The sequence below is a fragment of the Oleiagrimonas citrea genome (assembly GCF_012395255.1).
GTDB classification, from domain to species: Bacteria; Pseudomonadota; Gammaproteobacteria; order Xanthomonadales; family Rhodanobacteraceae; genus Oleiagrimonas; species Oleiagrimonas citrea.
Map to the genome: position 1 here is coordinate 778711 of NZ_JAAZQD010000001.1, position 24198 is coordinate 802908.

At 66.1% G+C, this 24198-nt stretch carries 18 protein-coding genes; 4 read left to right on the forward strand and 14 right to left on the reverse strand.

What is annotated here, in order from left to right:
- Positions 1-8: 8 nt before the first annotated feature.
- Positions 9-1340: an ammonium transporter gene (locus HF690_RS03470; protein ID WP_168608433.1), complete on the forward strand. Its 1332-nt coding sequence runs from the start codon at positions 9-11 to the stop codon at positions 1338-1340.
- Positions 1341-1382: 42 nt separating this feature from the next.
- On the opposite strand, the gene HF690_RS03475 is transcribed toward HF690_RS03470, so the two are convergent.
- On the reverse strand, positions 1383-2798 hold the full coding sequence (locus tag HF690_RS03475; RefSeq protein WP_168608434.1) for a mannose-1-phosphate guanylyltransferase/mannose-6-phosphate isomerase: 1416 nt from the start codon (positions 2796-2798) through the stop codon (positions 1383-1385).
- A gap of 29 nt (positions 2799-2827) precedes the next feature.
- On the reverse strand, positions 2828-4105 hold the full coding sequence (locus tag HF690_RS03480) for a nucleotide sugar dehydrogenase (protein WP_113065351.1): 1278 nt from the start codon (positions 4103-4105) through the stop codon (positions 2828-2830).
- Positions 4106-4225: 120 nt separating this feature from the next.
- Here HF690_RS03480 and HF690_RS03485 point away from each other — a divergent pair, with 120 nt between their 5' ends.
- Positions 4226-5254, forward strand: coding sequence for an aminoglycoside phosphotransferase family protein (locus tag HF690_RS03485; protein WP_168608435.1), 1029 nt, complete (start codon positions 4226-4228; stop codon positions 5252-5254).
- Between the two features lies 1 nt (position 5255).
- Positions 5256-5957: an N-acetylmuramate alpha-1-phosphate uridylyltransferase MurU gene (murU, locus tag HF690_RS03490; RefSeq protein ID WP_168608436.1), complete on the forward strand. Its 702-nt coding sequence runs from the start codon at positions 5256-5258 to the stop codon at positions 5955-5957.
- A 1-nt stretch (position 5958) separates the two neighbouring features.
- Here murU and HF690_RS03495 read toward each other — a convergent pair whose 3' ends face one another.
- From HF690_RS03495 to wecB, 4 genes are read right to left on the reverse strand one after another with little or no spacing between them, the layout of a single operon-like run.
- A complete protein-coding gene (locus HF690_RS03495) occupies positions 5959-6921 on the reverse strand; it encodes a DUF4434 domain-containing protein (RefSeq protein WP_168608437.1) in 963 nt (320 codons plus the stop codon).
- The gene (locus tag HF690_RS03500) at positions 6918-9842 is read right to left on the reverse strand and encodes an NfrA family protein (protein ID WP_168608438.1); all 2925 of its coding nucleotides are present in this window, start codon (positions 9840-9842) and stop codon (positions 6918-6920) included. The genes HF690_RS03495 and HF690_RS03500 overlap by 4 nt, the downstream gene beginning before the upstream one ends.
- The gene (locus HF690_RS03505; protein ID WP_168608439.1) at positions 9839-12073 is read right to left on the reverse strand and encodes a glycosyl transferase family protein; all 2235 of its coding nucleotides are present in this window, start codon (positions 12071-12073) and stop codon (positions 9839-9841) included. Before HF690_RS03505 ends, HF690_RS03500 begins: the two co-directional genes overlap by 4 nt.
- A gap of 19 nt (positions 12074-12092) precedes the next feature.
- Positions 12093-13211, reverse strand: a complete 1119-nt coding sequence (wecB, locus tag HF690_RS03510) for a non-hydrolyzing UDP-N-acetylglucosamine 2-epimerase (RefSeq protein WP_113065357.1) — start codon at positions 13209-13211, stop codon at positions 12093-12095.
- Positions 13212-13595: 384 nt separating this feature from the next.
- On the opposite strand from wecB, the gene HF690_RS03515 reads away from it, so the two are divergent.
- Positions 13596-15398 carry a DUF2334 domain-containing protein gene (locus HF690_RS03515; RefSeq protein ID WP_168608440.1) on the forward strand — a complete coding sequence of 601 codons (1803 nt, stop codon included), beginning with the start codon at positions 13596-13598 and terminating at the stop codon, positions 15396-15398.
- Positions 15399-15468: 70 nt separating this feature from the next.
- On the opposite strand, the gene secF is transcribed toward HF690_RS03515, so the two are convergent.
- The 8 genes from secF to HF690_RS03555 form a co-directional block, all read right to left on the reverse strand.
- Positions 15469-16434 (reverse strand): protein translocase subunit SecF, encoded by a 966-nt coding sequence (gene secF / locus HF690_RS03520; protein WP_113065359.1) that lies wholly within the window; start codon positions 16432-16434, stop codon positions 15469-15471.
- A gap of 15 nt (positions 16435-16449) precedes the next feature.
- Complete coding sequence (secD, locus tag HF690_RS03525) at positions 16450-18342, reverse strand: protein translocase subunit SecD (protein WP_113065360.1); 1893 nt, start codon at positions 18340-18342, stop codon at positions 16450-16452.
- A 76-nt stretch (positions 18343-18418) separates the two neighbouring features.
- On the reverse strand, positions 18419-18763 hold the full coding sequence (yajC, locus tag HF690_RS03530) for a preprotein translocase subunit YajC (RefSeq protein WP_113065361.1): 345 nt from the start codon (positions 18761-18763) through the stop codon (positions 18419-18421).
- 166 nt (positions 18764-18929) lie between these two features.
- Complete coding sequence (tgt, locus tag HF690_RS03535) at positions 18930-20054, reverse strand: tRNA guanosine(34) transglycosylase Tgt (protein ID WP_168608441.1); 1125 nt, start codon at positions 20052-20054, stop codon at positions 18930-18932.
- Between the two features lie 275 nt (positions 20055-20329).
- Positions 20330-21361: a tRNA preQ1(34) S-adenosylmethionine ribosyltransferase-isomerase QueA gene (queA, locus tag HF690_RS03540; RefSeq protein ID WP_168608442.1), complete on the reverse strand. Its 1032-nt coding sequence runs from the start codon at positions 21359-21361 to the stop codon at positions 20330-20332.
- Positions 21362-21584: 223 nt separating this feature from the next.
- Positions 21585-22187 carry a response regulator transcription factor gene (locus HF690_RS03545; RefSeq protein WP_168608443.1) on the reverse strand — a complete coding sequence of 201 codons (603 nt, stop codon included), beginning with the start codon at positions 22185-22187 and terminating at the stop codon, positions 21585-21587.
- Entirely contained in the window at positions 22184-23377 is a 1194-nt protein-coding gene (locus HF690_RS03550; protein WP_240151537.1) for a sensor histidine kinase, read from the reverse strand. The genes HF690_RS03545 and HF690_RS03550 overlap by 4 nt, the downstream gene beginning before the upstream one ends.
- Positions 23378-23413: 36 nt before the next feature.
- On the reverse strand, positions 23414-24196 hold the full coding sequence (locus HF690_RS03555) for an ABC transporter permease (protein WP_425495901.1): 783 nt from the start codon (positions 24194-24196) through the stop codon (positions 23414-23416).
- Between the last annotated feature and the right edge of the window lie 2 nt (positions 24197-24198).

Genomic DNA, 24198 nt, shown 5'->3' on the forward strand with positions numbered 1-24198 from the left:
GACATGCCATGAAACGCCGCTCCCTCCCCGTCCGCGCGCTGCTATTCGCGCTGCTCGTCGCACTCGCACCGGCCGCGCTGGCGCAGTCTCCGACGCCCACGCTGGACACCGGCGACACCGCCTGGATGCTCACCGCCACCTTCCTGGTGCTGATGATGACCATCCCCGGCCTGGCGCTGTTCTACGGCGGCATGGTGCGGGCCAAGAACGTGCTGTCGGTGCTGATGCAGTGCTTCGCCATCACCGCCCTGGTCAGCGTGTTGTGGGTCGTCTACGGCTACAGCCTGGCCTTCGACACCACCGGCATGATCGCCGACACCGTGAACCTGCACTCGGTCATCGGCAGCCTCAAGCAGGCCATGCTGGCCGGCATCCAGCCGTCGAGCCTGTACGGCACCGTGCCGACCAGCGTGTTCGTGATGTTCCAGATGACCTTCGCCATCATCACCCCGGCGCTGATCGTCGGCGCGGTGGCCGAGCGCATGAAGTTCACCGCACTGCTGTGGTTCGTCGGCCTATGGTTCACCATTGTCTACGTGCCGATGGCGCACATGGTCTGGGGCGGACCCGGCTCGCTGCTCGGCGGCTGGGGTGTGATCGACTTCGCCGGCGGCACCGTGGTGCACATCAACGCCGGCATCGCAGGACTGGTCGCCTGCCTGGTGATCGGCAAGCGCCACGGCTACCCGCACGTGGCGATGGCGCCGCATAACCTCGGCTACACCCTGATGGGCGCGAGCATGCTGTGGCTGGGCTGGTTCGGCTTCAACGCCGGCTCGGCAGTCGCCGCCAACGGCTCGGCCGGCATGGCCATGCTAGTCACGCAGATTGCCACCGCCGCCGCCGCGCTGGGGTGGATGGTCGCCGAATGGCTGCGCCACGGCCGCCCGAGCATGCTCGGCATCGCCTCCGGTGCGGTCGCCGGCCTGGTCGCGGTCACACCCGCCGCCGGCACCGCCGGACCGGGCGGCGCACTGGTGCTTGGCCTGGTCACCGGCATCATCTGCTTCTTCTCCGCCACCAGCCTGAAACGCAAGCTCGGCTACGACGACTCGCTCGACGTATTCGGCGTGCACGCCGTCGCCGGCATCGTCGGCGCCCTGCTCACCGGCCCGCTGGCCGCTGCGGCATTCGGCGGCTACGGCGACATCGCCGGCCCGTGGTCGCAGCTGTGGATCCAGTTCAAGGGTGTCGCGTTTACCGTCGTCTGGAGCGGCGTGCTGACCCTGGTCATCCTCAAGCTGATCGGCTGGACCATCGGACTGCGCGTCGACCAGGAAGAAGAGCAGCTCGGCCTCGATCTCGCGTTGCACGAAGAGCGCGGGTACAACCTGAGCTGAGCACGCAGCGCCGGGGGCGACCGCTCACGGCGCTCATGCGCGTCAGCCGTTGCTGCGCCCGTAGATGTCCTCGAAGCGCACGATATCGTCCTCGCCGAGGTAGCTGCCGGACTGCACCTCGATCAACTCCAGCGGCACCTTGCCGGGATTCTCCAGGCGGTGCTTGGTGCCGACGGGGATGAAGGTCGACTGATTCTCGCCGAGGATGAACACGTCCTCGCCGCGAGTGACGCGCGCGGTGCCGCTGACCACGATCCAGTGCTCGGCGCGATGGTGATGCATCTGCAGGCTGAGCGACGCCCCCGGCTTCACGGTGATGCGCTTGACCTGGAAGCGCTCGGCCATATCGACCGAATCGTAGGAACCCCACGGCCGGTAGACCTTGCGGTGCAGCACGGCCTCGCTGCGCGCATCGCCCTTCAGGCGTTCGACGATCTGCTTGACCTCCTGCACGCGATCGCGACGCGCGACCAGCAGGGCGTCGTCGGTGTCGACCACGACGGTGTCGTCGAGACCGATCATCGCCACCAGGCGACGCTCGCTCCAGGCGTAGCTGTTGCGGCAATCGACGGCCATGACGTCGCCGCGATACGCGTTACCGTCGCGGTCCTGCGTGGCCACTTCCCACAACGCGGCCCAGGAACCGACATCGTTCCAGCCGGCCTCGATGGGCAGCACCTCGGCGGCATCGGTCTTCTCCATCACCGCGTAGTCGATGGAGTCGGACGGACAGGCCTCGAAGGCGTCCTTGTCCAGACGCAGGAAATCGCAATCGCGCGCGGCCTTGTCGAAGGCGTCGCGACAGGCCGACAGTATCTCCGGCCGATGTTTCTCCAGCTCCTGCAGATAACGCGAGGCGCGGAACAGGAACATGCCGCTGTTCCAGAAGTACGCGCCGGAGTCCAGGTACTGCTCGGCCGTGGCCGCATCCGGCTTCTCGACGAAGCGCTCGACCGCGCGCACGCCCTCGCCCGGCGCGGCCTTGATGTAGCCATAGCCGGTCTCCGGCGAGCTCGGCACGATACCGAAGGTAATCAGCGCGCCGTCCTCCGCGCGCGGCACCGCCGCCTGCACGGCCTCGCGGAACGCCGCCTCGTCGGCGATGACGTGATCGGAGGGCAGCACCAGCAGCAGCGGATCCGCACCCTCGCGCGTGGCCTGAAGGGCCGCCGCGGCAATGGCCGGCGCGGTGTTGCGGACAGCCGGCTCCAGCACGATGGCGGACGGCTCGCAGCCGACCTGTCGCAACTGCTCGGCAACCATGAAGCGGTGCCGCTCGTTGGTCACCACCAGCGGCGCGCCCTGCGCCATCATCGGCGCCACGCGCAACCAGGTCGCCTGCAGCATGGAGTGCTCGCCGGACAGCGCCAGGAACTGCTTGGGGTAACCCTCGCGCGACAGCGGCCAGAGCCGCGTACCGGAACCACCGGACAGCAGAACAGGGATCAGGTCATTCATGCGTACAACATTTCCGTTCTTGAATGCAGTCAGAGCCGGCCGTCGACATCCTCGACCGGGAACAGTCCCTTGACGTCGTAGAGCACCGCGCCCGGCTTGCCGAAGGCGCGTACGCCCTGGGCGCCCAACTCGGCAAACTGGCGATGGGCCACGGCCAGAATGATGGCATCGTAGCCGCCCGCCTGCGGTTCGGCCACCGGCGCGATGCCGCACTCGGTGCGCGCTTCCTCGGCGTCAGCCCAGGGATCGTAGACCTCGACACAGGCATGCGCGTCCTTCAGTTCGTGGATCACATCGACCACGCGCGTGTTGCGCAGGTCGGGGCAGTTCTCCTTGAACGTCATGCCGAGCACCAGGATGCGCGCATCGACGATATGCATGCGGCGCTGGGACAGCAGGCGGATCACGCGATTGGCGACGTATCGCCCCATGCCGCTGTTGATGCGGCGCGCGGCCAGGATCAGGTCCGGATGGTAGCCGCTGACCTGGGCGCGATAGGTCAGGTAGTACGGATCCACGCCAATGCAGTGACCGCCGACCAGACCGGGGCGGAACGGCAGGAAATTCCACTTCGTGCCGGCCGCTGCCAGCACCTGCTGGGTGTCGATGCCCAGGCGGTGGAACAGCATCGCCAGCTCGTTGACCAGAGCGATGTTGACGTCGCGCTGCACGTTCTCGATGACCTTGGCGGCCTCGGCCACTCGGATCGACTCGGCCCGATGCGTGCCGGCGCGGATGATGCGGTTGTACAGTGCATCGACGAACGCGGCGATCTCGGGCGTGGAGCCGGAGGTGATCTTGCGGATGTCGCTGACGCGATGCTCTCGGTCGCCCGGATTGATGCGCTCGGGGCTGTAGCCGCAGGCGAAGTCCTCGTTGAAACGCAGCCCCGACGCCTGCTCCAGAATCGGCACGCAGACTTCCTCGGTGGTGCCCGGATACACCGTGGACTCGTAGATCACCACGTCGCCGGCCTTGAGCACGGCACCGAGCATGGCGCTGGCCTCGCGCAGCGGCGTGAGATCGGGACGCTGCGCCTCGTCGATGGGTGTCGGCACGGTGACGATGAAGACATTGCAGGCACGCAGGTCCTCGCGATCCGCGCTGAAACGCAGTCCCGACGCCGAGGCCAGTTCCTCGGCATCAACTTCCAGCGTATGGTCGCGGCCGCCGCGCAGCTCCTCGACGCGCTCGGCCCGGATGTCAAAACCCAGGACCTCGTCCTGCCGCCCGAACTCGATCGCCAGCGGCAGGCCGACGTAGCCGAGACCGACGATCGCGATACGTGACTTTTCAGACCTTTGCATGGCGCATCCTTCGCTGAAAGTGGCAAGAGTACATGAAGCGCGCCCCGGTCGAGACGCATGGACTCGGCAGCATCGGTGCGAAACGCTATCCTCGTCCCCATTACCGCTCCGCGAAGCCCCATGCCCGCCCTTCCCGACACCGAACGCTGCCGCCAATGCGCCCGCTGGACACGCAGGGCGCTGGATGACGACGACGCCACGCTGGAGGTCGCCTCGGCCGACGCCAGCTTCCGCAGCTACTACCGCGTGCACAGCGGCGGGCGCAGCCTGATCGTGATGGATGCCCCGCCCGGCCAGGAGGATATCGCGCCCTGGCTGGACATCGGCCGCCGCCTGCGTGCGGCTGGCCTGCACACGCCGGAAGTGCTGGCCGACGACGCCGGACAGGGCTTCGTGCTGATGAGCGACCTCGGCAACACGCACTACCTGGACGTACTCGCCGACGACAACGTCGACGCCCTGTACGGCGAGGCCATGGAGACGCTGCTGCGCATGCAGACCGGCGTCGATCCGCAGGGCCTGCCGCCTTACGACGAGCCGTTCCTGGTCCGGGAAATGGAGCTGATGCCGACCTGGTTCCTGGAACGGCATCTGAGCCTGACGCCCGACTGCGGACAGTGGGACGTGCTGGAACTGGCCTTCCGCCACCTCGTGGTCAGCGCCCTGGCGCAGCCTCGTGTGTTCGTGCACCGCGATTTCCACAGCCGCAATCTTCTGGTCACGCCCGACCGAAGCCCCGGCATCATCGATTTCCAGGGCGCACTCGTCGGGCCGCTGACCTACGACCTCGCTTCACTGCTGCGCGACTGCTACATCGTCTGGGACCGCGAACACGTGGAAGCCTGGACCGAACAATGCCGGCTGCAATGGCGCCAGGCGGGACATCTCGACGCCGACGTCGACGCGGCACGCTTTCGGCGCTGGTTCGACCTGATCGGTCTGCAGCGGCACATCAAGGTACTGGGCATCTTCTGCCGCCTGCACTACCGCGACGGCAAGGACGGCTATCTGCACGACCTGCCGCGCGTGCTCGACTACGTGCTCGACGTCGCCGGCCGCTACCCGGAGCTGCACGACTTCTGCGAACTGCTGCGCCGCGCCGTCGGCGACCGCGACGTCGCGCAGGCCCGCGTCAGGGCGGCGACCTGACGTGCGCGCACTGATCTTCGCCGCCGGTCTCGGCACGCGCATGCGGCCGCTGACCGACCGCACGCCCAAACCGCTACTGCCCGTAGGCGATAAGCCGCTGATCGTCTGGCATCTGGAAAAACTGTCCGCCCTGGGCGTGCGCGAGGTCGTCATCAACACCGCGCACCTGGGCGCACAGTTCCCGCCGGCGCTGGGCGACGGCACGCGCTGGGGCCTGCGCATCCACTACGCCCACGAAGGCGACACGCCGCTGGAAACCGGCGGCGGCATGCTGCACGCCCTGCCCCGCCTGGGCGACGCACCGTTCCTGGTCGTCAATGGCGACGTCTGGACCGATTTCGACTTCGCGCGGCTACCCGCTTCGCCACGCGACCTCGCACACCTGGTACTGGTCGACAATCCGCCGTTCCACCCTGCGGGCGACTTCCGGCTGGACGCGGAGGGGCGCATGCACGAGGAAGGCGAACCGCGCCTGACATTCGCCGGCATCGGTCTGTACCGTCCGCAGCTGCTCGACGACTGGCGGCGCGTGATCGGCGACGAAGACGGTGCGGCCATGCAACCGCCGCGCTTCGCCCTGGCGCCGCTGTTACGTGCAGCCATGCGCGAGGGGCGCATCGACGGTCAGCATCATGTCGGTCGCTGGACCGACGTCGGAACGCCCGAACGCCTGCGCGCGCTGGACGCGATGCTGCGCAACTGATTCAGGGGCTGTCCGCCCAGCCGTTGTGCATCTCCGGCGCGAACCCCGCCGCCTTGCGATCGGCCTCGCGGATGCGCTGCATGCCCGGCAGGTAGCGCATCTCGAAGTACACGCTGTCGCCGTCGCACGGCGCCTGCTGCGCCAGGGCCTCGCGGATCGAATCGGCGGCCAGCGGCCGCGCCGCGAAGCGTTCGTCTCCGGATGTCTGTTCGAACAGCTCGTACACCACACCATGCGCCAGACGCGCCTTGCAGCGCTGCAATGGCGCCATGTACAACGCGCGCTCATGATGCGTGAGCCGTCCAGTGCCCGCGCCATCCTGCACCCACACGCGCACGCCGGTCGCATCCAGCTCGCGCAGCAGTCGCGCATAGGCCTCCGGCGCCATGTGTCCGGCGAAGAACGTGCTCACATACACCGGCGCCCGGTGCAAGGCCTGCAAGGCGCGCACCTCGGTACGCAAGTGTTCCAGCAACACGGCACGCGCGTCGCCTTCCCGCCAGCGCAGATCGTCGACTTCGATCGGCAGGTACCACGCAAGCACGGCGTCGGAACCCAGTTCCCGCAGCCAGGTCCGCGCCAGGGAGCGATCCGTCTCGGCCAGCTCGCGAAAGTAGGTGCCAAGCTGCTCCGGCGGCGCCTTCTGCCGCGTGAAGAACTGCGGATCGGCGCCCAGACCGAGCACCAGCTTCAACCCCGACGCACGCGCTTCGCGCAATCTGTTCGCCAGCCAGCTGCGTTCGCGTTTGCCCGTGAAGGCATCGCCATAGGCCACCCACTGCACGGCCAGCGTGTCGAAGCCCATCGCGCGAATGCGCTGGAAGAATTTCGGCCAGTCCGCATCGGGCACGGCGAGATCGGCGCGTTGCGGCTGATAGAACAGCACCTTGGGTGCCGCCCAGGCACCAACATGGATGCAGCTCGCCAACGCGAACAGCGCGACCAGGACAAGGCGCCGGCTCACCAGTGTTTCCCCACGGTCAGATACACGGCGTTGCGCTCCGGCAGATAGCTGGTGAATGCATGCTGGACTTCGACGCCGATGCTGAAGCGATGCCGGTAGGCGTCGTACCGGCTTTCGCCGTACCAGACGTTCCAGCGCACGCCCACGCCGACGCGCACGTCGCGTCCGAAGCCGGCGCCGTGGGCGCGGTCGAGGCCATTGAACTGCGCGTGCGCGTAAGGCTCCAGCGTCTGGCCGGCGGCAAGACGGCGATGCACACTCACGCGGTAATCCACGGTGACGGCGGTCTGCGTGCTGCGGAAGTAGTGCGCCAGGTCCAGGTACAGATTCTGCGTCGCCCACCAGCGCGTGCCCGGCCGCCAGTCCTGGTTGTAGCGATCGCGGAACGCGGTGGAATAGCTGAAGCGCGCCATGGTGTCGCTGCGCGTGTCCGGATGGTTGTCCAGTGGTGCCTGCTGCTCCAGCGAAAAGACCGCGTTATGCCTGCGCCACGGCTTCCAGTGCAGACCGACGCCCAGCATCGGCGTATGCGTCGGCCACACGTCTCCGCCGCGGCCGCTGCCGGCGAAGACGCGCGCATAGGCCGACAGACCTCCGCTGCGCTCGCTACGCCAGGCATCGTCCAGGCGATACTGCGCCTCGGCCTGGAAGTAGCTTCGGTAGGATACGCCCGGCGCGATCGGATTGGACGCGGAGCTGATCGTGTCGCCCAGAATCAGATCGGCATCGAAGCTCCAGCGGCGCCCCAGGTCCTCGTGCAGGCGTCGCAGCGCGAAACGCTGCTGCGACTGCGCGACGTCCTGCCCCTGACCACCTTGCGCATCGAGACGATCGATGGCCAGTGCCGCGTAATGCCGCGCCGCGCTGCGATCGCCGCGCTCCTGGTTCAGATACATCAGCTGCCGGATGAGCGAGGCGTCGCTGGGCATCGCCTCGCGCGCGCGCTCGAACTGCTCGATGGCCGGTCCGATCGCGCCGCGCTGCAAGTGCACATAGCCAATGCGACGGGCCAGCACGGCGTTCTGCGGCATCATTCCCTGCGCCTCCAGCAACGCATCCAGCGCTGCCTCCGAATGGCCGCTGTGCTGCTGCGCGTCGGCCAGCGCCATGTAGTAGTCCGGATCGGGCCGCAGTGCGATGGCGCGCTGCATGGCGTTGATCGCCGCCGGCGACGCATCCGGTTCGGCGCGCGCACGCAGCCACCAGTAGCGGTCGCCCAACGCAGCTTCGCGCTCGGCATACGTCTGCAACCACGTACGCGCCTCCTCGCGATGGCCGGCCTCCAGCGCCGTGGTCGCCGCGGCCAGAAGATCCTCGTCACGCAATTGTTCCGGCGTCATGTCGCGCCAGATGCCCATGGCCGTGTTCATGTCCTTCGCGGCGAACGCCTGATAGGCGAGCATGCGCGCGGTCTCGGCATCCGGCTGCAGGCGATAGGCCTGTGCGTAGGCGTGCTGCGCCAGACCGGGGTGTCCCACGCGGTAGCAGTCACCCAGCGCCCGCCACGCCTGTGGCGGCGCATCGCCGGGCAGTCCGCCCATCGTCGCACGCAACCCCCGGCAATCCTGTAGCGCCACCCAGACACGCAACTGCCCCGCGCGAAGGCGGGCGTCAGACAGCGGGGTGCGCAACCGCACGCGCGCCGCGTCATCGATCAGGCTCGGCCGTGAACCGGCCAGCAACGCCAGGCGAGCGAACAGTGGATCGGGATCGGGCGCCGTGGCGAACGGGTAGGATTCCATCAACAGCGCAACCGCCTGCGCCTCCGCTCCGGCATCGAGCAATCGATAGCTGGACACATCCAGTGAAGCCTGCCCGCCTGGAGCGTCGCGCATGGCCCGTGCATGCGCCAGCGCTTCGTCATAGCGCCCCTGCCGCAGCGTGACCTCGAAACGCTGCTCGCGGAAACCGTTCGCCGGGAGACGCCGCAGCATGCGCTCGGCCAGCGACCATTGCTCGGCGTGCATCGCCTGCGGCAACAGCAGCCCCGCATGCAGCCGACGCCCGGCCGCCGTGCGCGGCTGATATGCGCGCATCAGCGAGGGCTGCTGACGCCTCACCTTCTGCAGCAAGTAGATCCACTGTTTTTCCTGTGTCTCGTCTTCGAACTCGGGAGCGCCCGTACGCAGGTAGCCGGCCAGCACATTCAGATCGCCGCGTCGGGCCAGCAACTGCGCCAGCGCCAGACGCTGCGTGGCCGCATCCAGACCGCTGCGCTGCTGCAACTCCCGCGCACGCTGCGGACGGTCCAGCACCAGCAGCACGTTGAACCACTGTTCGCCTTCGGCGCGACTGAGCGCGCCCTGACGTTCGAGCACCTCGAACTGGCGCGCGGCGAGCGCCATGTCGCCATCGTGAATAGCGCGTTGCGCCAACGAACGCCGCAGAGCCAGCCCCTCCGGACTGCGCGTGAAGTAGCCCGCATCCAGTTCCCGCTCGGCAGCCTGCAACCGACCGTCACGCAGCGCCTCGAAGCCGCGCTGCGCGCGACAGGTCGCCGAATCATGCTGTGCACAGTTCACCGCAGTCTTCGCGGTCGCGGCATCCAGAGCCTGCAACGCGGCCACCAGGCGAGGATCATCCGGGGTATCCAGCAATTGCCGGACCAGCACGCCGCGCGCACGCGACGCTTCGCTGAAACGCTGATAGGCCGTCGCCAGATCCAGCGCGGTGCCCACACTCTTCGGTGCCAGTGAGCGCGCATGCTCGAACTCGGCAATCGCCCGCGCGGCGTCGCCGCGGCGCATGGCTTCATGGGCTCGCTGTTGATGCGGATAGATGAGAAAACGCCGGTAGGCGCTGACATCATCGTAGCGACCGGATGCCGATTGCGCCGCCGCCGGCGCGGTCGGCGTCTGGGCGCTGGCGGCCGCAGCCGCCAGAAGCAGCGCGATGCATGCGGAAAGCCGACGCACGTTCATCCTCGTGCTCCTGCAGCCAGCGGCGTTCGCGCTGTGTGCGTTGCATGGAAATCGCTCAGCATGTCCTCAATCTGCGGCTGGAGAGCCGCCTGCATCGCCAACGCATGACGTAGCGTGTCCGGATCGATCGCGCCCTGCTCGACCAGGAAGTCGCCAAGCCGTTGTTCGCTGCGGGCGTGATTGAGCAACATCGCACGCAGCACGATCTCGTCCAGATAGCCCCGCGCGACCAGCACCTCGCCCAGCATCACCTGGTGCGAGACATAGCGTTCCCACAACGCACTGGCCTGCTCGCGGCGGATTCTCCCCGAGCGTACGGCCTGATCCAGCGCCTCGATGCCGGCCGCATCCCCCGCCCGGGCATGCCAGTGGCGCAGACCGACCGTGACCTGCCCCTTGTGCGCCAGCACATAGCGCACGCGCCGATCGAGCTTGCGCGCCAAGGCCGCCAGCGAGACGGGATCGATGTAGGCCTCACTGGCCAGCACCAGTTCGTCCTCCTCGACCCGCAGCGGCAACACGGCGTAGTGCAGCGCAACGTGCGCGGGCATGCAGGCGATGGTCGCGGGATCGATCATGCGCGCATCGATCGATTCGCACGGCACACCGAACTGCTCAGCCATCGGCTCCGCCAGTTGTTCGGGGCGCACCAACCCAGCGTGGATCAACGAACTGTACAGATGCAGGCCGTCGATGCGATCGCGTGTGGCCTGCGATATCTGCGTTTTGCTCAAGGCCCCCTGCGCGACAAGGATGTCCTCCAGCGCCCGCAGTCCGCGTCCCGCGCCGCCCAGGCTCGGGAAATCGTGCGTGGTCTTGTCCCAGGCCACACGGCGCGGATCGCCGCAGCGAATGATCTGCATGATCGCGCGGCAGTTGGCCAGGAAGTTGATGAGGTTGCCCCACAGCAGGCGCGGAATCGACAGTAGCCCCTGCACCAGCCCGTAGTACCCGGAGACGAAGATCACGCGCTGCAGCATGCGGTTCGCCATCAGCAGCAGGTTGGCCATCAGCAGGGCATGGAACCACCAGCCTCCGGTGAAGATGGACAGGAACTTCGGCGATGCCGGCCACAGCAATTGCACCAGCCAAAGAATTGCCAGCTGCAGCAGAATCAGCATCGCGGCGAAGCTGACGAAATTGTTCAGCGCGCCCTTGCGATCGCGCCACAGGAAATAGTCGAGCACCGGCTTGCCGGTCCAGCCGTGGGTGCGGAACCCCTGGTAGACGATGCCGATGATCCAACGCGACTTCTGCCGTACCGCCGTGCTCAGCCGGTCGGGAAAATATTCGCGCACGCAGATCACGCTCGATTCCCGCCGGCTGTCGCCGAAGTGACGCGGCCGCCCGCACCGTGCATTCGCGGCGCCCACGGCGAAGCGCACGAAGACTTCCTGCATGCCGCGCTGCTTCAGCCGCAGACCGATGTCGTAGTCCTCGGTCAGGCTCTGCACGTCGAAGGCGATGCCGTTGCCCTCTTCGATCAGCGCCAGCACCGCGCGTCGGCTGAAGCAGGTGCCGACGCCCGCGCTCGGAACCTGACCGGCCAGCGCCTCGCGCACCGGCACGTCTTTGCCGTGCAGCTCGGCGAATTCGTCCAGGTAGTGCAGGCTGGTGAAGTTTGCCCACTGCCGTTCGAATGGATACACCGGCACCTGGATCAGATCCTTGCGCGCGACCAGATAGTTGAACAGACGCAACTCCATCGCGGACAGCACATCCTCGGCGTCGTGCAATATGAAGCCGGCGAAGGCGATGCGCGCCTGCGACTCGAACCGCATGATCGCGTCGAGCACGTTGTTCAGACAGTCCGCCTTGCTGGTCGGCCCGGGGCGCGCGCAAACCACCTTGTGCACATTGGGAAACCGCGCGCAGACTTCGTCCACATCGCGCTGGGTAGCCTCGTCGTTGGGATAGGTGCCGACGAAGATGTGATAGTTCTCGTAATCGAGCGTGGTGGCCGCCAGTTCGGCCATGTGACCGATCACGCCCGTTTCCTGCCAGGCCGGCACCATGATCGCCAGCGGCTTCTCGTCCGGTTCGTACAAGGTGCGGTAGTCCATCCGCTCGGAACGTCGGTACACCGTCAGCGCACGCCAACCGCGCCGAAACCAGTACACGAGGTCGATGAACAGGTCGTCGAGACCGCTGATGAGCATCAGCAGCGCGACCACGATGACGACAAGGCTCAGGCCGAACAGGTAGGTCGAGAAGACATCCACCAGTGACATGTCACGCCTCCTTGATGGCTCATGCGACCGTGGCCATGGGCGCAGTCTCCGCGACACGCAATGCGTCATGCAGGACCCGCTCGATATGCTCGCAAGCATGTCCGTCGCCGAATGGATTCCCGGCGTGGCACATGCGCATGTATTCCTCGCGGTCGTTCCACAGCGCCTCGACCTGCGCCACAATGCGCTCGCTCTGCGTGCCGGCCAGTCGCGCGCAACCGCGCTCGATCGCTTCGGGCCGTTCGGTCTCGTTGCGCAGCACCAGCAGCGGCACGCCGAAGGTCGGCGCCTCTTCCTGCAGGCCGCCCGAATCGGTCAACACCAGCCATGCATCAACCAGTGCCTGCTGCATCTGCAGATAGTCCATCGGTGGCGTCAGCAGGACGTTGTCCAGATCGCCGAGAATCGCATGCACGGGACGCTGCACCACCGGATTGAGATGCACCGGGAAGTGCACAGGAAGGTCCGGATGCCGTCTCGCCACCTCGGCGACTGCGCGGCAAATAGCTTCCATGTCGCTGCCCCAGTTCTCGCGTCGGTGCGCCGTGACCAGAAGGTGACCGCGCCCGCGAACGCTGCGCCGGATGCGCCGATGCTTGACCACCCAATGCTGCGCGTCGACCACCGTATTGCCGGTGACTGTCACCAACGGCGACGGAATGCCTTCCTCGTGGAGCGAAGCCGCGGCACGATCGGTGGGCGCGAAATGGAAGCGCGTGATGCGACTGATCATCTGCCGCAGTCCCTCTTCCGGAAACGGCCGCTGAAGATTGCCGGTGCGCAGCCCGGCTTCCACATGTGCCACCGGCACGTGCTGATAGAACGAAGTCAGGGCGCCGAGATATGTGCTTTCCGTATCACCCTGCACCACGGTCAGTGACCACGATCGCGAAGCCAGAATTGCGTCCAATTGCAGTCGGCAACCGGCGCTGAACTCGGTCAGACTTTCGCCGCCGCGATTCAAGGAAAGATCCGGCACGATGTCGAAGCAGCCGTGCATCTGCCGCGCCATCGCGTCGTGCTGTCCGGTGTGTAGCCAGCAGGGACGCGCCCAGGATGTCGCGCGCAACGCATGGTAGAGCGGCGCGAGCTTGATCACCTCCGGACGCGTTCCCGAAACCATCAGAATGTCATGCATGGCGTTTGCCTCCTCATGAGGTATTCGTTCCCCCCATGACGTCCCGGTCAACTCGCTTTCACGGCGTTCCGGCGACTCCTTCGCATTTTTGATTGCAGCCATGCAGTGGCACGAAACACCGATCTTTTCTAAGCCTCCAAATCGTTCGGAGGGGATATCGAGTATCCGCGCTTCGGCGCGCTATTTCGCCTGTCGAATCGTTCTATATCCAACGGGGGTAAAGCCAAGACGGCTTTTGTGGAGCACACTTTTCAGACACGAGATTCCGCTCTCGAGGAACGCGAATCGCCATCGCACACCACCCGAGCGGGACACCCACACAAGCTCGATGAGGACATCCCCATGTCTGGCTCAGACTCCCCTCTCCGCACACCAGGCAAGGTCATGCACACCGTGTGGCTGACCGCGCTGACCCTGTTCCTCGCCACACCGGCGCTGGCCGGACCGGCACCGCACGATTCGCATGGCAAACCGAGCATCCAGCTCCCACTGGCTCCTGGCGGATCCATCGCCGACCGCACGCTGCCTGCGCCTCCCGCGCCGTCCAGCGCGACGCTTCCGACGAGCCGTCCGAGTCTCGACAGCGCATCGCGCTTGCAGATGCCGACGCCGCAAACCTTCGCCGCGTTGCTCTCGCCCTCGGTGCTGCCGGCCGCCGTGCCGACGCTCTTTGCCGCCGCACCCGGCGCGGATGCCGAACGCAACACGCTGATCCTGTACGACAGCACCGGCGCCTGGGCCTGGCTCGGCGAAGCCTATGCGGTGCAGACCGGCAACCTGGTCTCGCACGCCAGCCGCTACACCATGCATCCGGCCATCGATTACGTCGCCGGAGAAATGGACGGCTATACGGGTATGATCTATATCGGCTCGACCTACGACGAACCGTTGCCGACCGCCCTGCTCGATGATGTGCTGGCCACCGACAAGCCCGTGCTGTGGATGAACAGCAACATCTGGCAGCTCAGCCAGCGCGCGGGCGATTTCGGCACGCGCTTCGGCTGGATGCCGCTGTTCTACAACTTCGACGAGGCCCTGACGGTCACCTACAAAGGCGTGGATCTGACCCGCAGCGCACTGGCGGTTCCCTCCGGCCTGCTTCAGACGTCGATCCTCGACCCGACCATGGCCGAGGCCATCGCCACCATCACCGACAGCAATGGCGTGACCTCGCCCTGGGCCACCCGTTCCGGCCATTTCACCTACATCGGCGAGATCCCCTTCAGCTATGTCGGTTCCGATGACCGCTACCTCGCCGCCGTCGATCTGATCGGCCAGGTGGCCGATCCGAACATGCCTGATCGCAATCGCGCGCTGGTGCGCATCGAGGACGTCGGTCCCGATGCCAGTCCGAACCGGCTACGCCGTATCGCCGACTACCTCTACAGCCGCGGCGTGCCCTTCAGCGTGGCGGTATACACGCATTACCTCGATCCGAACGGCGTCTACAACGACGGTGTGCCGGTCAGTCAGCCGATGTCCGCACGCCAGTCGCGCCGCGTGCGCGCCGCGTTGCAGTACATGGTCGAACGCGGCGGCACCCTGCTGATGCACGGCTACACGCATCAGTATCAGGACATCCCCAATCCGTACAGCGGCGTCAGCGCGGATGATTTCGAGTTCTATCGCTCGCACATCAGCGCCGACGACTACGTGATCTACGACGCGCCGCCGGCAGAGGACTCGGCCGCTTGGACGCAGCTCCGCATCGATGCCGCCTTCGCCGAGTTCGCGGCATCCGGTCTGCCGACACCGACCATCTTCGAGTTCCCGCACTACGCGGGCTCGGCCATCGACTACCAGGTCGTGCAGCAGAACTTCGGCGTTCGTTACGACCGCGCTCTGTACGCCGCCGGCTGGTGCCCGAACGGCGCCTGCGGAAGCGGCACGCCGGACTACACGCGCATCTACGGACAGTTCTTCCCGTACACCGTGCGCGATATCTTCGGCTCCATTGTCCTGCCGGAAAGCCTGGGCAACGTCGAACCGGTGGAGGTAAACCACCATCCGCCACGCTCGGTGCAGGACATTCTTGCCAGTGCGCAGCGGAACACGGTCATCAAGGACAACGTGCAGAGCTTCTTCTTCCATCCCTACCTGCCGCTGAACCAGCTCAAGAAACTGGTCCAGGGTATCCAGGGCATGGGGTACGAATTCGTCTCGCCGGAAACGCTCAAGGACGGCTGACGCGCATCGCGGATACACAAAGGGCCCGGCATGACCGGGCCCTTTGCATGTTTCGGCGGAGCTGCGAGCGTCAGGGGCGACGCGCGAGTTCCGGGTTGTCCTTGGTCACCGGCATCAGGTCCTTCTTCGACACGCCCAGCCACAGCAGGATCGGGCTGGCGATGAAGATCGAGGACAGCGTGCCGATCAGGATGCCGATCAGCATGGTGATGGCGAAACCGTGCACGGCCGGACCGCCGAAGAAGTACAGTGCGGCCATGGTGATCGCCGTGAACAGCGAAGTGATGATGGTTCGCGACAGCGTATTGTTGATCGAGCGGTTCAGCACTTCCTCCGGCTCGGCCTTGCGCGCCAGACGGAACAGTTCGCGCACGCGATCGAACACCACGACCTTGTCGTTGATCGAGTAGCCGACCACGGCCAGCACCGAGGCCAGCACGGTCAGGTCGAACTGGCGCCCGGTCAACGCGATGATACCGACGGTAACCAGCGCATCGTGGACCTCGGTCACTACGGCGGCGATGGCGAAGCGTCGCTCGAAGCGGATCCACAGGTAGCCCATGATACCGATGATGACGAAGATCACCGCATAAATGCCGCTGGTGCGCAGTTCGGCGCCGACCTGCGGACCGACGAAGTCGGGCGCGCGGTTCAGCTTGACGTCGCTGCGCTTGGCCTTCAATGCGGCCAGCACGTCCTTGGCGACCTTTGCGGCATCCATCTTTCCGCCGGCCTTGACCGCGTCCGGGTCGGCCTTCGGCTGCAGGCGAATCGACAGGTCGGTGGAGTTGCCCAGGCTCTGTACCACGGCCTCCTTGAAGCCGCCCGAAGTCAAGGCTGCGCGCGCATTGGCGATCTGCACCGGCTTGGAATAACTCACCTCGACGAGTACGCCGCCGGTGAAGTCCATGCCGTAGTTCAGACCGCGCGTGGCGATCACGAACACCGAGCCCAGCATCAACAACACGGCCAGCACGATCGAGATCTTGCGCAGGCCAAGGAAGTTGACGTTGCTGTTGTGATTGAAAATTTCCATGGAGCTTCCCGGCCTTTAGACGGAGAGGGTCTTCAGCTTGCGCCGACCGTGAATGAGTGCCGTGATCGCATGCGTGACCGTCACCGAAGTGAACATCGAGGTCAGGATGCCGATGAACAGCGTCACGCCGAAGCCGCGGATCGGGCCCGAGCCCATGGTCATCAGCGCCATGGCCGCGAGCAGATGGGTGACGTTGGCGTCGAGAATCGTCGCCCACGCCTTCTCGTAGCCCGCGCGGATCGAGGCATGCGGCGTCGAACCGTTGCGCAGTTCCTCACGCACGCGTTCGCAGATCAGCACGTTGGAGTCGATGGCCATGCCCAGTGTCAGCACGATGCCGGCGATGCCCGGCATGGTGAGGGTCACACCGATCATCGACATCACCGCCACCAGCAGCACCAGGTTCAGCACCAGGGCGATGTCGGCGACCAGGCCAAACAGCTTGTAGTAGATCAGCGCAGCCAGCAGCACCAGGCTCAGACCCAGGATCACCGCGCTGACACCCTTGCGGATGTTGTCGCGTCCCAGGCTGGGTCCGATCACGTGCTGCTCGACGAAGGTCATCGGCGCGGCCAGCGAACCGGCCTTGAGCAGCAGCGCCAGATCCGACGCTTCCTTCGGACTGTCCAGACCGGTGGTCGAGAACTGGCGGCCGAACACGCCATTGACCGTGGCGTAGGAAATCACGCGCTCGCTGGTCTTGAAGCTGTGCACTTCCTTGCCATCGACCATCTTGGTCTGCGGGATGTGATCGATGTAGACCACCGCCATCGGCTTGCCGACGTTGGACTCGGTGAAGGTGCGCATGCGCTTGGCGCCGGCCGCGTTCAGCGTGACCTGCACCTCGGGCGAACCCTGCTGCTGATCGAAGCCGGAATTGGCGTTGGTCAATTCATCGCCAGTAACGATGACCTGCTTGCTGAGCAGGCAGCCGCGCGGGCAGGCCTTGCCGTAGTACAAACGCGCATCCGGCGGAACGATACCCTTCTCCACCGCATCGATGACACGCTGGTCGGGATACTGGGCAATACCGGCGCGGTATTCCAGCGATGCCTGCGCACCGAGGATGCGCTTGGCCTGAGCCGTATCCTGAATGCCGGCCAGGTCGACCACGATGCGGCTGTTGCCCTGCTGCTGCACCAGCGGCTCGGACACGCCCAGCGCGTTGACGCGGTTGCGCAGCGTCGACAGGTTCTGGCGGATGGTGTTCTGCGCCAGCTCGCGCAGTTTGTCCGGCTTGATCTGCATGTCCAGCACGAAGCGGTTGCCGGTGCTGGGGCCGTTGCTGATGTCGAGATCGGGGTACTCGGCGCCGATGGCATCCGTGGCCGCCGAACGATCGGCCTCCGAACGCAGCACCGCCACCACGCCCTTGCCGCCGTGCGACACCGACAGATAGCGGATGTTCTTCTCGCGCAGCAGCTGACGCACATCGCCCGTGTACACCTGCTCCTGACGCTGGCGCACACCGCTCTGGTCGACCTGCATCAGGAAGTGGACGCCGCCCTGGAGATCCAGGCCCAGCGGCATGGAATTGGCATGCAGCGAACGCAGCCACGAAGGCACCGTGCTGGCCAGGTTCGGCGCCACCACGTACTGGTTGCCCAGACCGTCCTTGAGCGCTTCGACCGCCTTGGTCTGCACGTCATCGCTGTGGAAACGCACCAGCATGCGCTGGCTGCCTTCCTGCTTGCTGTCCCCGGTGATGTTGATCTTGTCCCAGGTCAGCTTGTCCTTCTTCAGGATGCTCTCGACCTTGTCCTGCATCGACGCATCGATCCGGGCGCCGCGATTCGCGGAAATCTGCACCGCGGGCTGCGGCGCGAACACGTTCGGCAGCGCGTACAGAAGACCCAGCAGCAGAACCACCACCACCAGCGCGTATTTCCAGCGTGGGAAATCACTCATGCCTAAATTCCAATGGATGCCGGAACCCGTCGTTCCAGCGCTTGCTTCTGGCCGGCACGCGCCGACCCTCCCCTTCTTACGACGACTTCAGCGTGCCCTTGGGCAGCACCTGCGCGATCGCGGCGCGCTGCACCTTGATCTGCACGCCTTCGGCCACTTCGACGGTCACGAACGACTCGCCCATCTCGGCGATACGACCGGCCAGGCCGCCATTGGTGACCACTTCGTCGCCCTTGCCCAGGGCCGCCACCATGGCGCGATGCTCCTTCTGCCGCTTCATCTGCGGACGGATCATCATGAAATACATCAGGCCGAACAGGACCACCATCATGATGATGAAGCCCATGCCGCCACCCGCCTGACCGGCGCTGCCGCCGGCCGCGGCGCCCTGCAGGAACACTGCGGAAGTGAAAACGCTCATAATTTTTCTCGCAAGTTGCGGTGTGGAAAGGAAATCTTTCCGGACCGGTAAAAAGACCCCGGATTATGCCACGTGCACCGCCCCGTTGCATGGAAGCGGTCGCCCCGGACATGCGACCGCGCTCACGCCGCCGGGTTCCGGTCGCGGGTCCGGGCCGTTCCGCCGCTCAGTCCGCGCCGGAACGCAGCGCGGCGTAGAAATCGGCGACGAAATCCTCCAGCCCGCCTGCCGCGATGGCGTCCCGCAGCCCCTGCATCAGGCGCTGGTAGTGGCGCAGATTGTGCATGGTGGCCAGATGGCTGCCGAGCATCTCGTTGCAGCGGTCCAGATGGCGCAGATAGGCACGGCTGAAACCGCTGCGACAGGTGTAGCAGTCGCAGCCCTCCTCGATCACCCGCGTGTCGCGCGCGAACTTCGCGTTGCGGATGCGCAGCGTACCGGTGCGGGTGAACAGGAACCCGTTGCGGGCGTTACGGGTCGGCATCACGCAATCGAACATGTCAATGCCGCGGCGTACCGCCTCGACGATGTCCTGCGGACGCCCCACGCCCATCAGGTAGCGCGGCTTGTCCGCAGGCAGCAGCGGCACGGTGTGCTCCAGTGTGCGGTTGCGCTCGTCCTCCGGCTCGCCCACGGCCAGTCCGCCGACCGCATAGCCGTCGAAGCCGATGTCCACCAGTCCCCGCGCCGATCGCGTGCGCAGCGCCTCGTACACACCACCCTGGACGATGCCGAACAGGTTGTTGGGATTGCCCAGCTCATCGAACGCGCGGCGCGAGCGCTCGGCCCAGCGCAGCGACAGCTCCATCGAGTCCGCCGCCTGCTTCTCCGTGGCCGGGTATGGCGTGCATTCGTCGAAGATCATCGCCACGTCGGAATCCAGCACGTGCTGGATGCGCATCGATTCCTCCGGCGACAGGAACACCTTCGAGCCGTCCACCGGCGAGGCAAACGTCACGCCCTCTTCGGTGATCTTGCGCTTGTGCGCCAGCGAGAACACCTGGAAACCGCCCGAGTCGGTGAGGATCGGACCGTCCCAGCCGACCATCCGATGCAGGCCGCCAAAATCGCCGATCACGTCCAGCCCCGGACGCAGGAACAGATGGAAGGTGTTGCCGAGAATCATCTGCGCGCCGATCTCGGTCAGATCGCGCGGCGTCATCGCCTTGACGGTGCCGTAGGTGCCCACGGGCATGAACGCGGGGGTTTCCACCGTGCCGCGCGGGAAGGTCATGCGGCCGCGGCGGGCCGCGCCGTCGGTGGCCTGGAGGTCGAATTTCAGGGAAGGCATCGGGGCATTATCGCGGGGCACGGGCGGTTCGTCATGTGGTCTTCGGCATGTGGGTGCATTTCTGTTCCCAAACAGACTTGCCTGCCGACCATAGCCTTCAGATCTCGGAACCCGGAGGTCTACTGGACTAGCCCGATGGAGTTGCAGGTTGCAGTTAGGGTTTCGACCGCAGTTCGGCGGCCGAGTAACTTCTCTTTGGACAAGCAAAGAGAAGTTACTCGGCCGGCGCCAGCCGGTCGGAACTGCACTTAAACAAGCAACGCAAGCAGCGCGGATCAAGCACCCTGCGGCAGGATCAGCATCGCATCGCCATACGAAAAGAACCGGTACTCCGCCTCCACCGCATGCCGATAGGCGTCGAGCATCAACTCGCGACCGGCCAGCGCCGACACCAGCATCAGCAGCGTCGACTCGGGCAGGTGGAAGTTGGTCAGCAGCCCGTCGATGCTGGTGAAACGGTAGCCGGGGAAAATGAAGATCTGCGTCTCGCCCGCGAACGGGTGCAGCTCGCCCTCGACCGTGGCGCTCTCGAGCGCGCGCACGACGGTGGTGCCGACGGCGATGACGCGGCCGCCTGCGGCGCGGGTGCGGTGGATCTTCTCGATCAGCTCGGCGCCCACATTGAGCCATTCGCGGTGCATGTGATGGTCTTCGATGCGCTCGGCGCGCATCGGCTGGAACGTGCCGGCGCCCACGTGCAGGGTCACGTAACCGCTGTCGACGCCGCGCGCGCGCAGCGCATCCAGCAACGCGTCATCGAAGTGCAGGCCTGCAGTCGGCGCGGCCACGGCGCCCGGTTCGCGCGCGAACACGGTCTGGTAGCGCTCGGCGTCCTCGGCGCTGTCGTCGCGCTCGATATACGGCGGCAGCGGCATATGGCCGACGCGCAGCAGCACCTTTTCCAGCGGCTCTTCGGTGTCGAAGCGCAGGCGGAAGAACGCATCCTCACGGCCGAGCACCTCGACCGGCGTGCCATCGTCGAGCAGGATGCGGCTGCCCGGCGCCGGCTTCTTGCTGACGCGCATCTGCGCGCGCGCCTCGTGCGTGCCGGTCACGCGTTCGAGCAGAATTTCCACCGCGCCGCCAGTCTCCTTGCGCCCGAACAGACGCGCCGGCAGCACGCGGGTGTCATTGAACACCAGCAGATCGCCTTCGCGCAGAAAATCGGGCAGCGCGCGCACGCTGCTGTCCTGCCAACGCGTGTTCGGCACATCCAGCACCAGCATGCGACTGGCCGAACGCTCGGCCAGCGGGGCCTGTGCAATCAGGTGCTGCGGCAGGTCGAAATGGAAATCGGACTTCTTCACGGCAAACGAATTCAGCGGCGGAATCCGCAAAGCATACCCGAGCGTCGTTCCGGCGCATGCCGGGGCCGGCCTGCTCGACGGGGCGACGAAGACACTGGATCCCGACGTGCACCGGGATGACGACCATTGGGCGTACCGCAATGCGAACGGGGGATGGACGCCGTACGGAACGTGCCCGGCGCAGTCGCGCCCGTCCATGCGCCCCGGCATGGTTACGCCTTTTTCAAAGCCACCCTTTCTGCCGCGCCAGACGGTAGGCCTCGATGCGGTTGCCGACGCCGAGCTTGCCGATGGCCTCGGACAGGTAGTTGCGCACGGTGCCGTGCGAGAGATTCATGCGTACAGCGATATCTCCGGCTGACAGCCCCTCACCGGCCAGACGCAGCGCCTGGCGCTCGCGATCGTTGAGCGGGTCGGCCTCGGACCAGGCCTCGACAGCCAGCTCCGGATCGATGGCGCGACCGCCGCGATGCACCATGCGCAACGACTCGGCCAGTTTTTCCGCCGGCGCGTCCTTGAGCAGATACCCAAGCACACCGGCATCGAGCGCACGCCGCAGAAATCCTGGACGGGCGAAGGTGGTCACGATCACCACCTTCACCGGCAACTCGTGCCGCTGGATGCGCTGCGCCAGTTCCAGACCGGTCAGTCCCGGCATCTCGATGTCGGTGACCAGCAGATCCGGCTTTAACCGCTGTATCTCGCGCCAGGCGGCTTCGCCGTCGGCGGCCGAGTCGAGCACCTCGATGTCCGATTCCATATTCAGCAGCGCGGCCAGCGCGCCGCGCACCAGGGCCTGATCCTCGGCCAGCAGAACGCGCATCATGACCATCCTCCCTGCGGCGTGCCCGTCAACTGCGTCGGCATCGCCTCGACTGGCGTGTCCGCACGCGGCGCAGCATTACGCGCCGGCAGCGGCACCGTGACGTGCAGCGTCGTGCCCCGGTCGCGTGGCGAATCGACGCGCAGGGTACCGCCCAGACCCTCCACGCGCTCGCGCATGCCGGCAAGACCGTTGCCGAACGCATCCAGACCGCCGCGTCCGTCGTCGCGAATGCACAAATTCAACACACTCCGCTCCACACTCATCTCCACATCCGTACGTGTAGCGTGGGCGTGCCGCGCGATGTTGGTGACCGCCTCGCGCACGACCAGCGCCAGCACCGTCTCGACGTCGGCCGGCAGCGCACGGCCCGGCGGCTCGTAGCGCATGACCACGCCGCGTGTCTCCAGCATCAGATGCGCCGAAGCCAGCTCCGCCGCCAGATCGGTGGCGCGGATACCGGTCACCGCCGCGCGCACCTCGGCCAGCGCGTTACGCGCAATGCCTTCGGCCTCGGCCAGTTCGCGCCGGGCCGCTTCGTGATCGCGATCGAACAGCTTGCGCGACAGTTCCAGCTTGAGCGTGATCAGCGACAGGGTGTGCCCCAGCAGGTCATGCAGGTCGCGCCCGATGCGCTCCCGTTCGGCGGTCGCCGCCAATCGCCGCACCTCGTCCTGCGAAAGCCGCTGCGCCGCGTTCTTCTGCATGTTGAGGCGTCCGGCCAGACTGCCCGAGGCGGCACTGACGCAGACCGCCACCATCAGCACCATGGCGAACCAGGGCATCCCCACCCACCAGGCTTCGAGCAGCGTCACCGACACGATCATGGCGATGCGCATCCCTGTCGCGCGCAACGACCCCTCGTACGGGACATACACGCAGGCGAAGACCGTGTAACTCCACGCGGACGGGTTGTACGGCAGGGACAGGATGGCCAGCATCGCCATCCCCGCGACATAGATGTTCACCTCGCGCTGCGGACGCACATGGACCAGCGCGAACAGCAGCACGAACAAGGGATAGCCAATGGCCACCGACCACCAGAAACTGGCATGCACTGTGCTGACCAGCGGTGTCACGAAGACCCACAGCGACCACAGCAGGTTCAGCGCATGCAGCCGCGGATTGCCGCCGCAGCGGCGAAACTGCAGTGCCATGGAATCCGGCGCCGGACGCAGAAAAGCTGGCAGCATGATCGGTTCCTCTCTCCACTCCATGGACATGCTACTTCAGCCGTGGCGGCGCAGGCGGCGCGAGGCCAGCCACAACAACCCGACAGCCACGCCCAGCAGGATCCATACGTGCGCCAGCACCGGCGCATCCGAGAGACCCACCACGCGCTGGGCGATGATGTTGAGATGATAGCTCGGCCAGACCGGCGCGATGGCGGCCAGCCACGATGGCATGGCGCTGAGCGGGAACCACAGGCCGGACAGAAAGGCCATCGGCAAGTACACCAGATTCAGCAGTCCCGGCGCGCCCTGCCCCTTGATCAGCGTGCCCACGAACATGCCCAGCGCGCAGAACGGCAGCACGCCGAACACGCCGAGCGCCAGCAGCCCCAGGATCTGCGCGCCGCTCAGCGGCACATGCGCCGCGAACACGCCCAGCAGCAGCATCAGAACCATCACCAGACCGCTGACCACCATGGCCATCGCCATCTTGCCCAGCAGATAGGCGCCGGGCGGCATCGGCAGCGCGCGCTTGAGCGTCAACAAACCGCCATCGCGCTCCAGCGCCAGCGACGCGCCGAAACCGAACAATCCCGGCCCCATCACGCCGAACACACCGTAACTGGCCAACAGATACCGAGCTGCGTCCGCATGGCCGTGGTTCATCAGCACGCCGAACATGAGGTAGAACACCGCTGGGAACAGCATCAGCGGCAGCATGAAGCCGGGGTTGCGCAGATAACGCAGGCATTCGCTGCGGATCTCGGCCAGATAGGCACCGGCCACGCGGCGCGGCGTCATGACGCCGTCCGTCTGCGGAAACGTGGATGTCGTCGACATGT

Excerpts from the sequence above, each read along its gene's own strand:
- HF690_RS03470 (WP_168608433.1), top strand. The coding sequence starts at position 9 with ATGAAACGCCGCTCCCTCCCCGTCCGCGCGCTGCTATTCGCGCTGCTC.
- HF690_RS03475 (WP_168608434.1), bottom strand. The coding sequence starts at position 2,798 with ATGAATGACCTGATCCCTGTTCTGCTGTCCGGTGGTTCCGGTACGCGG.
- HF690_RS03480 (WP_113065351.1), bottom strand. The coding sequence starts at position 4,105 with ATGCAAAGGTCTGAAAAGTCACGTATCGCGATCGTCGGTCTCGGCTAC.
- HF690_RS03485 (WP_168608435.1), top strand. The coding sequence starts at position 4,226 with ATGCCCGCCCTTCCCGACACCGAACGCTGCCGCCAATGCGCCCGCTGG.
- HF690_RS03500 (WP_168608438.1), bottom strand. The coding sequence starts at position 9,842 with ATGAACGTGCGTCGGCTTTCCGCATGCATCGCGCTGCTTCTGGCGGCT.
- HF690_RS03505 (WP_168608439.1), bottom strand. The coding sequence starts at position 12,073 with ATGTCACTGGTGGATGTCTTCTCGACCTACCTGTTCGGCCTGAGCCTT.
- wecB (WP_113065357.1), bottom strand. The coding sequence starts at position 13,211 with ATGCATGACATTCTGATGGTTTCGGGAACGCGTCCGGAGGTGATCAAG.
- HF690_RS03515 (WP_168608440.1), top strand. The coding sequence starts at position 13,596 with ATGCACACCGTGTGGCTGACCGCGCTGACCCTGTTCCTCGCCACACCG.
- secF (WP_113065359.1), bottom strand. The coding sequence starts at position 16,434 with ATGGAAATTTTCAATCACAACAGCAACGTCAACTTCCTTGGCCTGCGC.
- secD (WP_113065360.1), bottom strand. The coding sequence starts at position 18,342 with ATGAGTGATTTCCCACGCTGGAAATACGCGCTGGTGGTGGTGGTTCTG.
- yajC (WP_113065361.1), bottom strand. The coding sequence starts at position 18,763 with ATGAGCGTTTTCACTTCCGCAGTGTTCCTGCAGGGCGCCGCGGCCGGC.
- tgt (WP_168608441.1), bottom strand. The coding sequence starts at position 20,054 with ATGCCTTCCCTGAAATTCGACCTCCAGGCCACCGACGGCGCGGCCCGC.
- HF690_RS03545 (WP_168608443.1), bottom strand. The coding sequence starts at position 22,187 with ATGATGCGCGTTCTGCTGGCCGAGGATCAGGCCCTGGTGCGCGGCGCG.
- HF690_RS03550 (WP_240151537.1), bottom strand. The coding sequence starts at position 23,377 with ATGCTGCCAGCTTTTCTGCGTCCGGCGCCGGATTCCATGGCACTGCAG.
- HF690_RS03555 (WP_425495901.1), bottom strand. The coding sequence starts at position 24,196 with ATGTCGACGACATCCACGTTTCCGCAGACGGACGGCGTCATGACGCCG.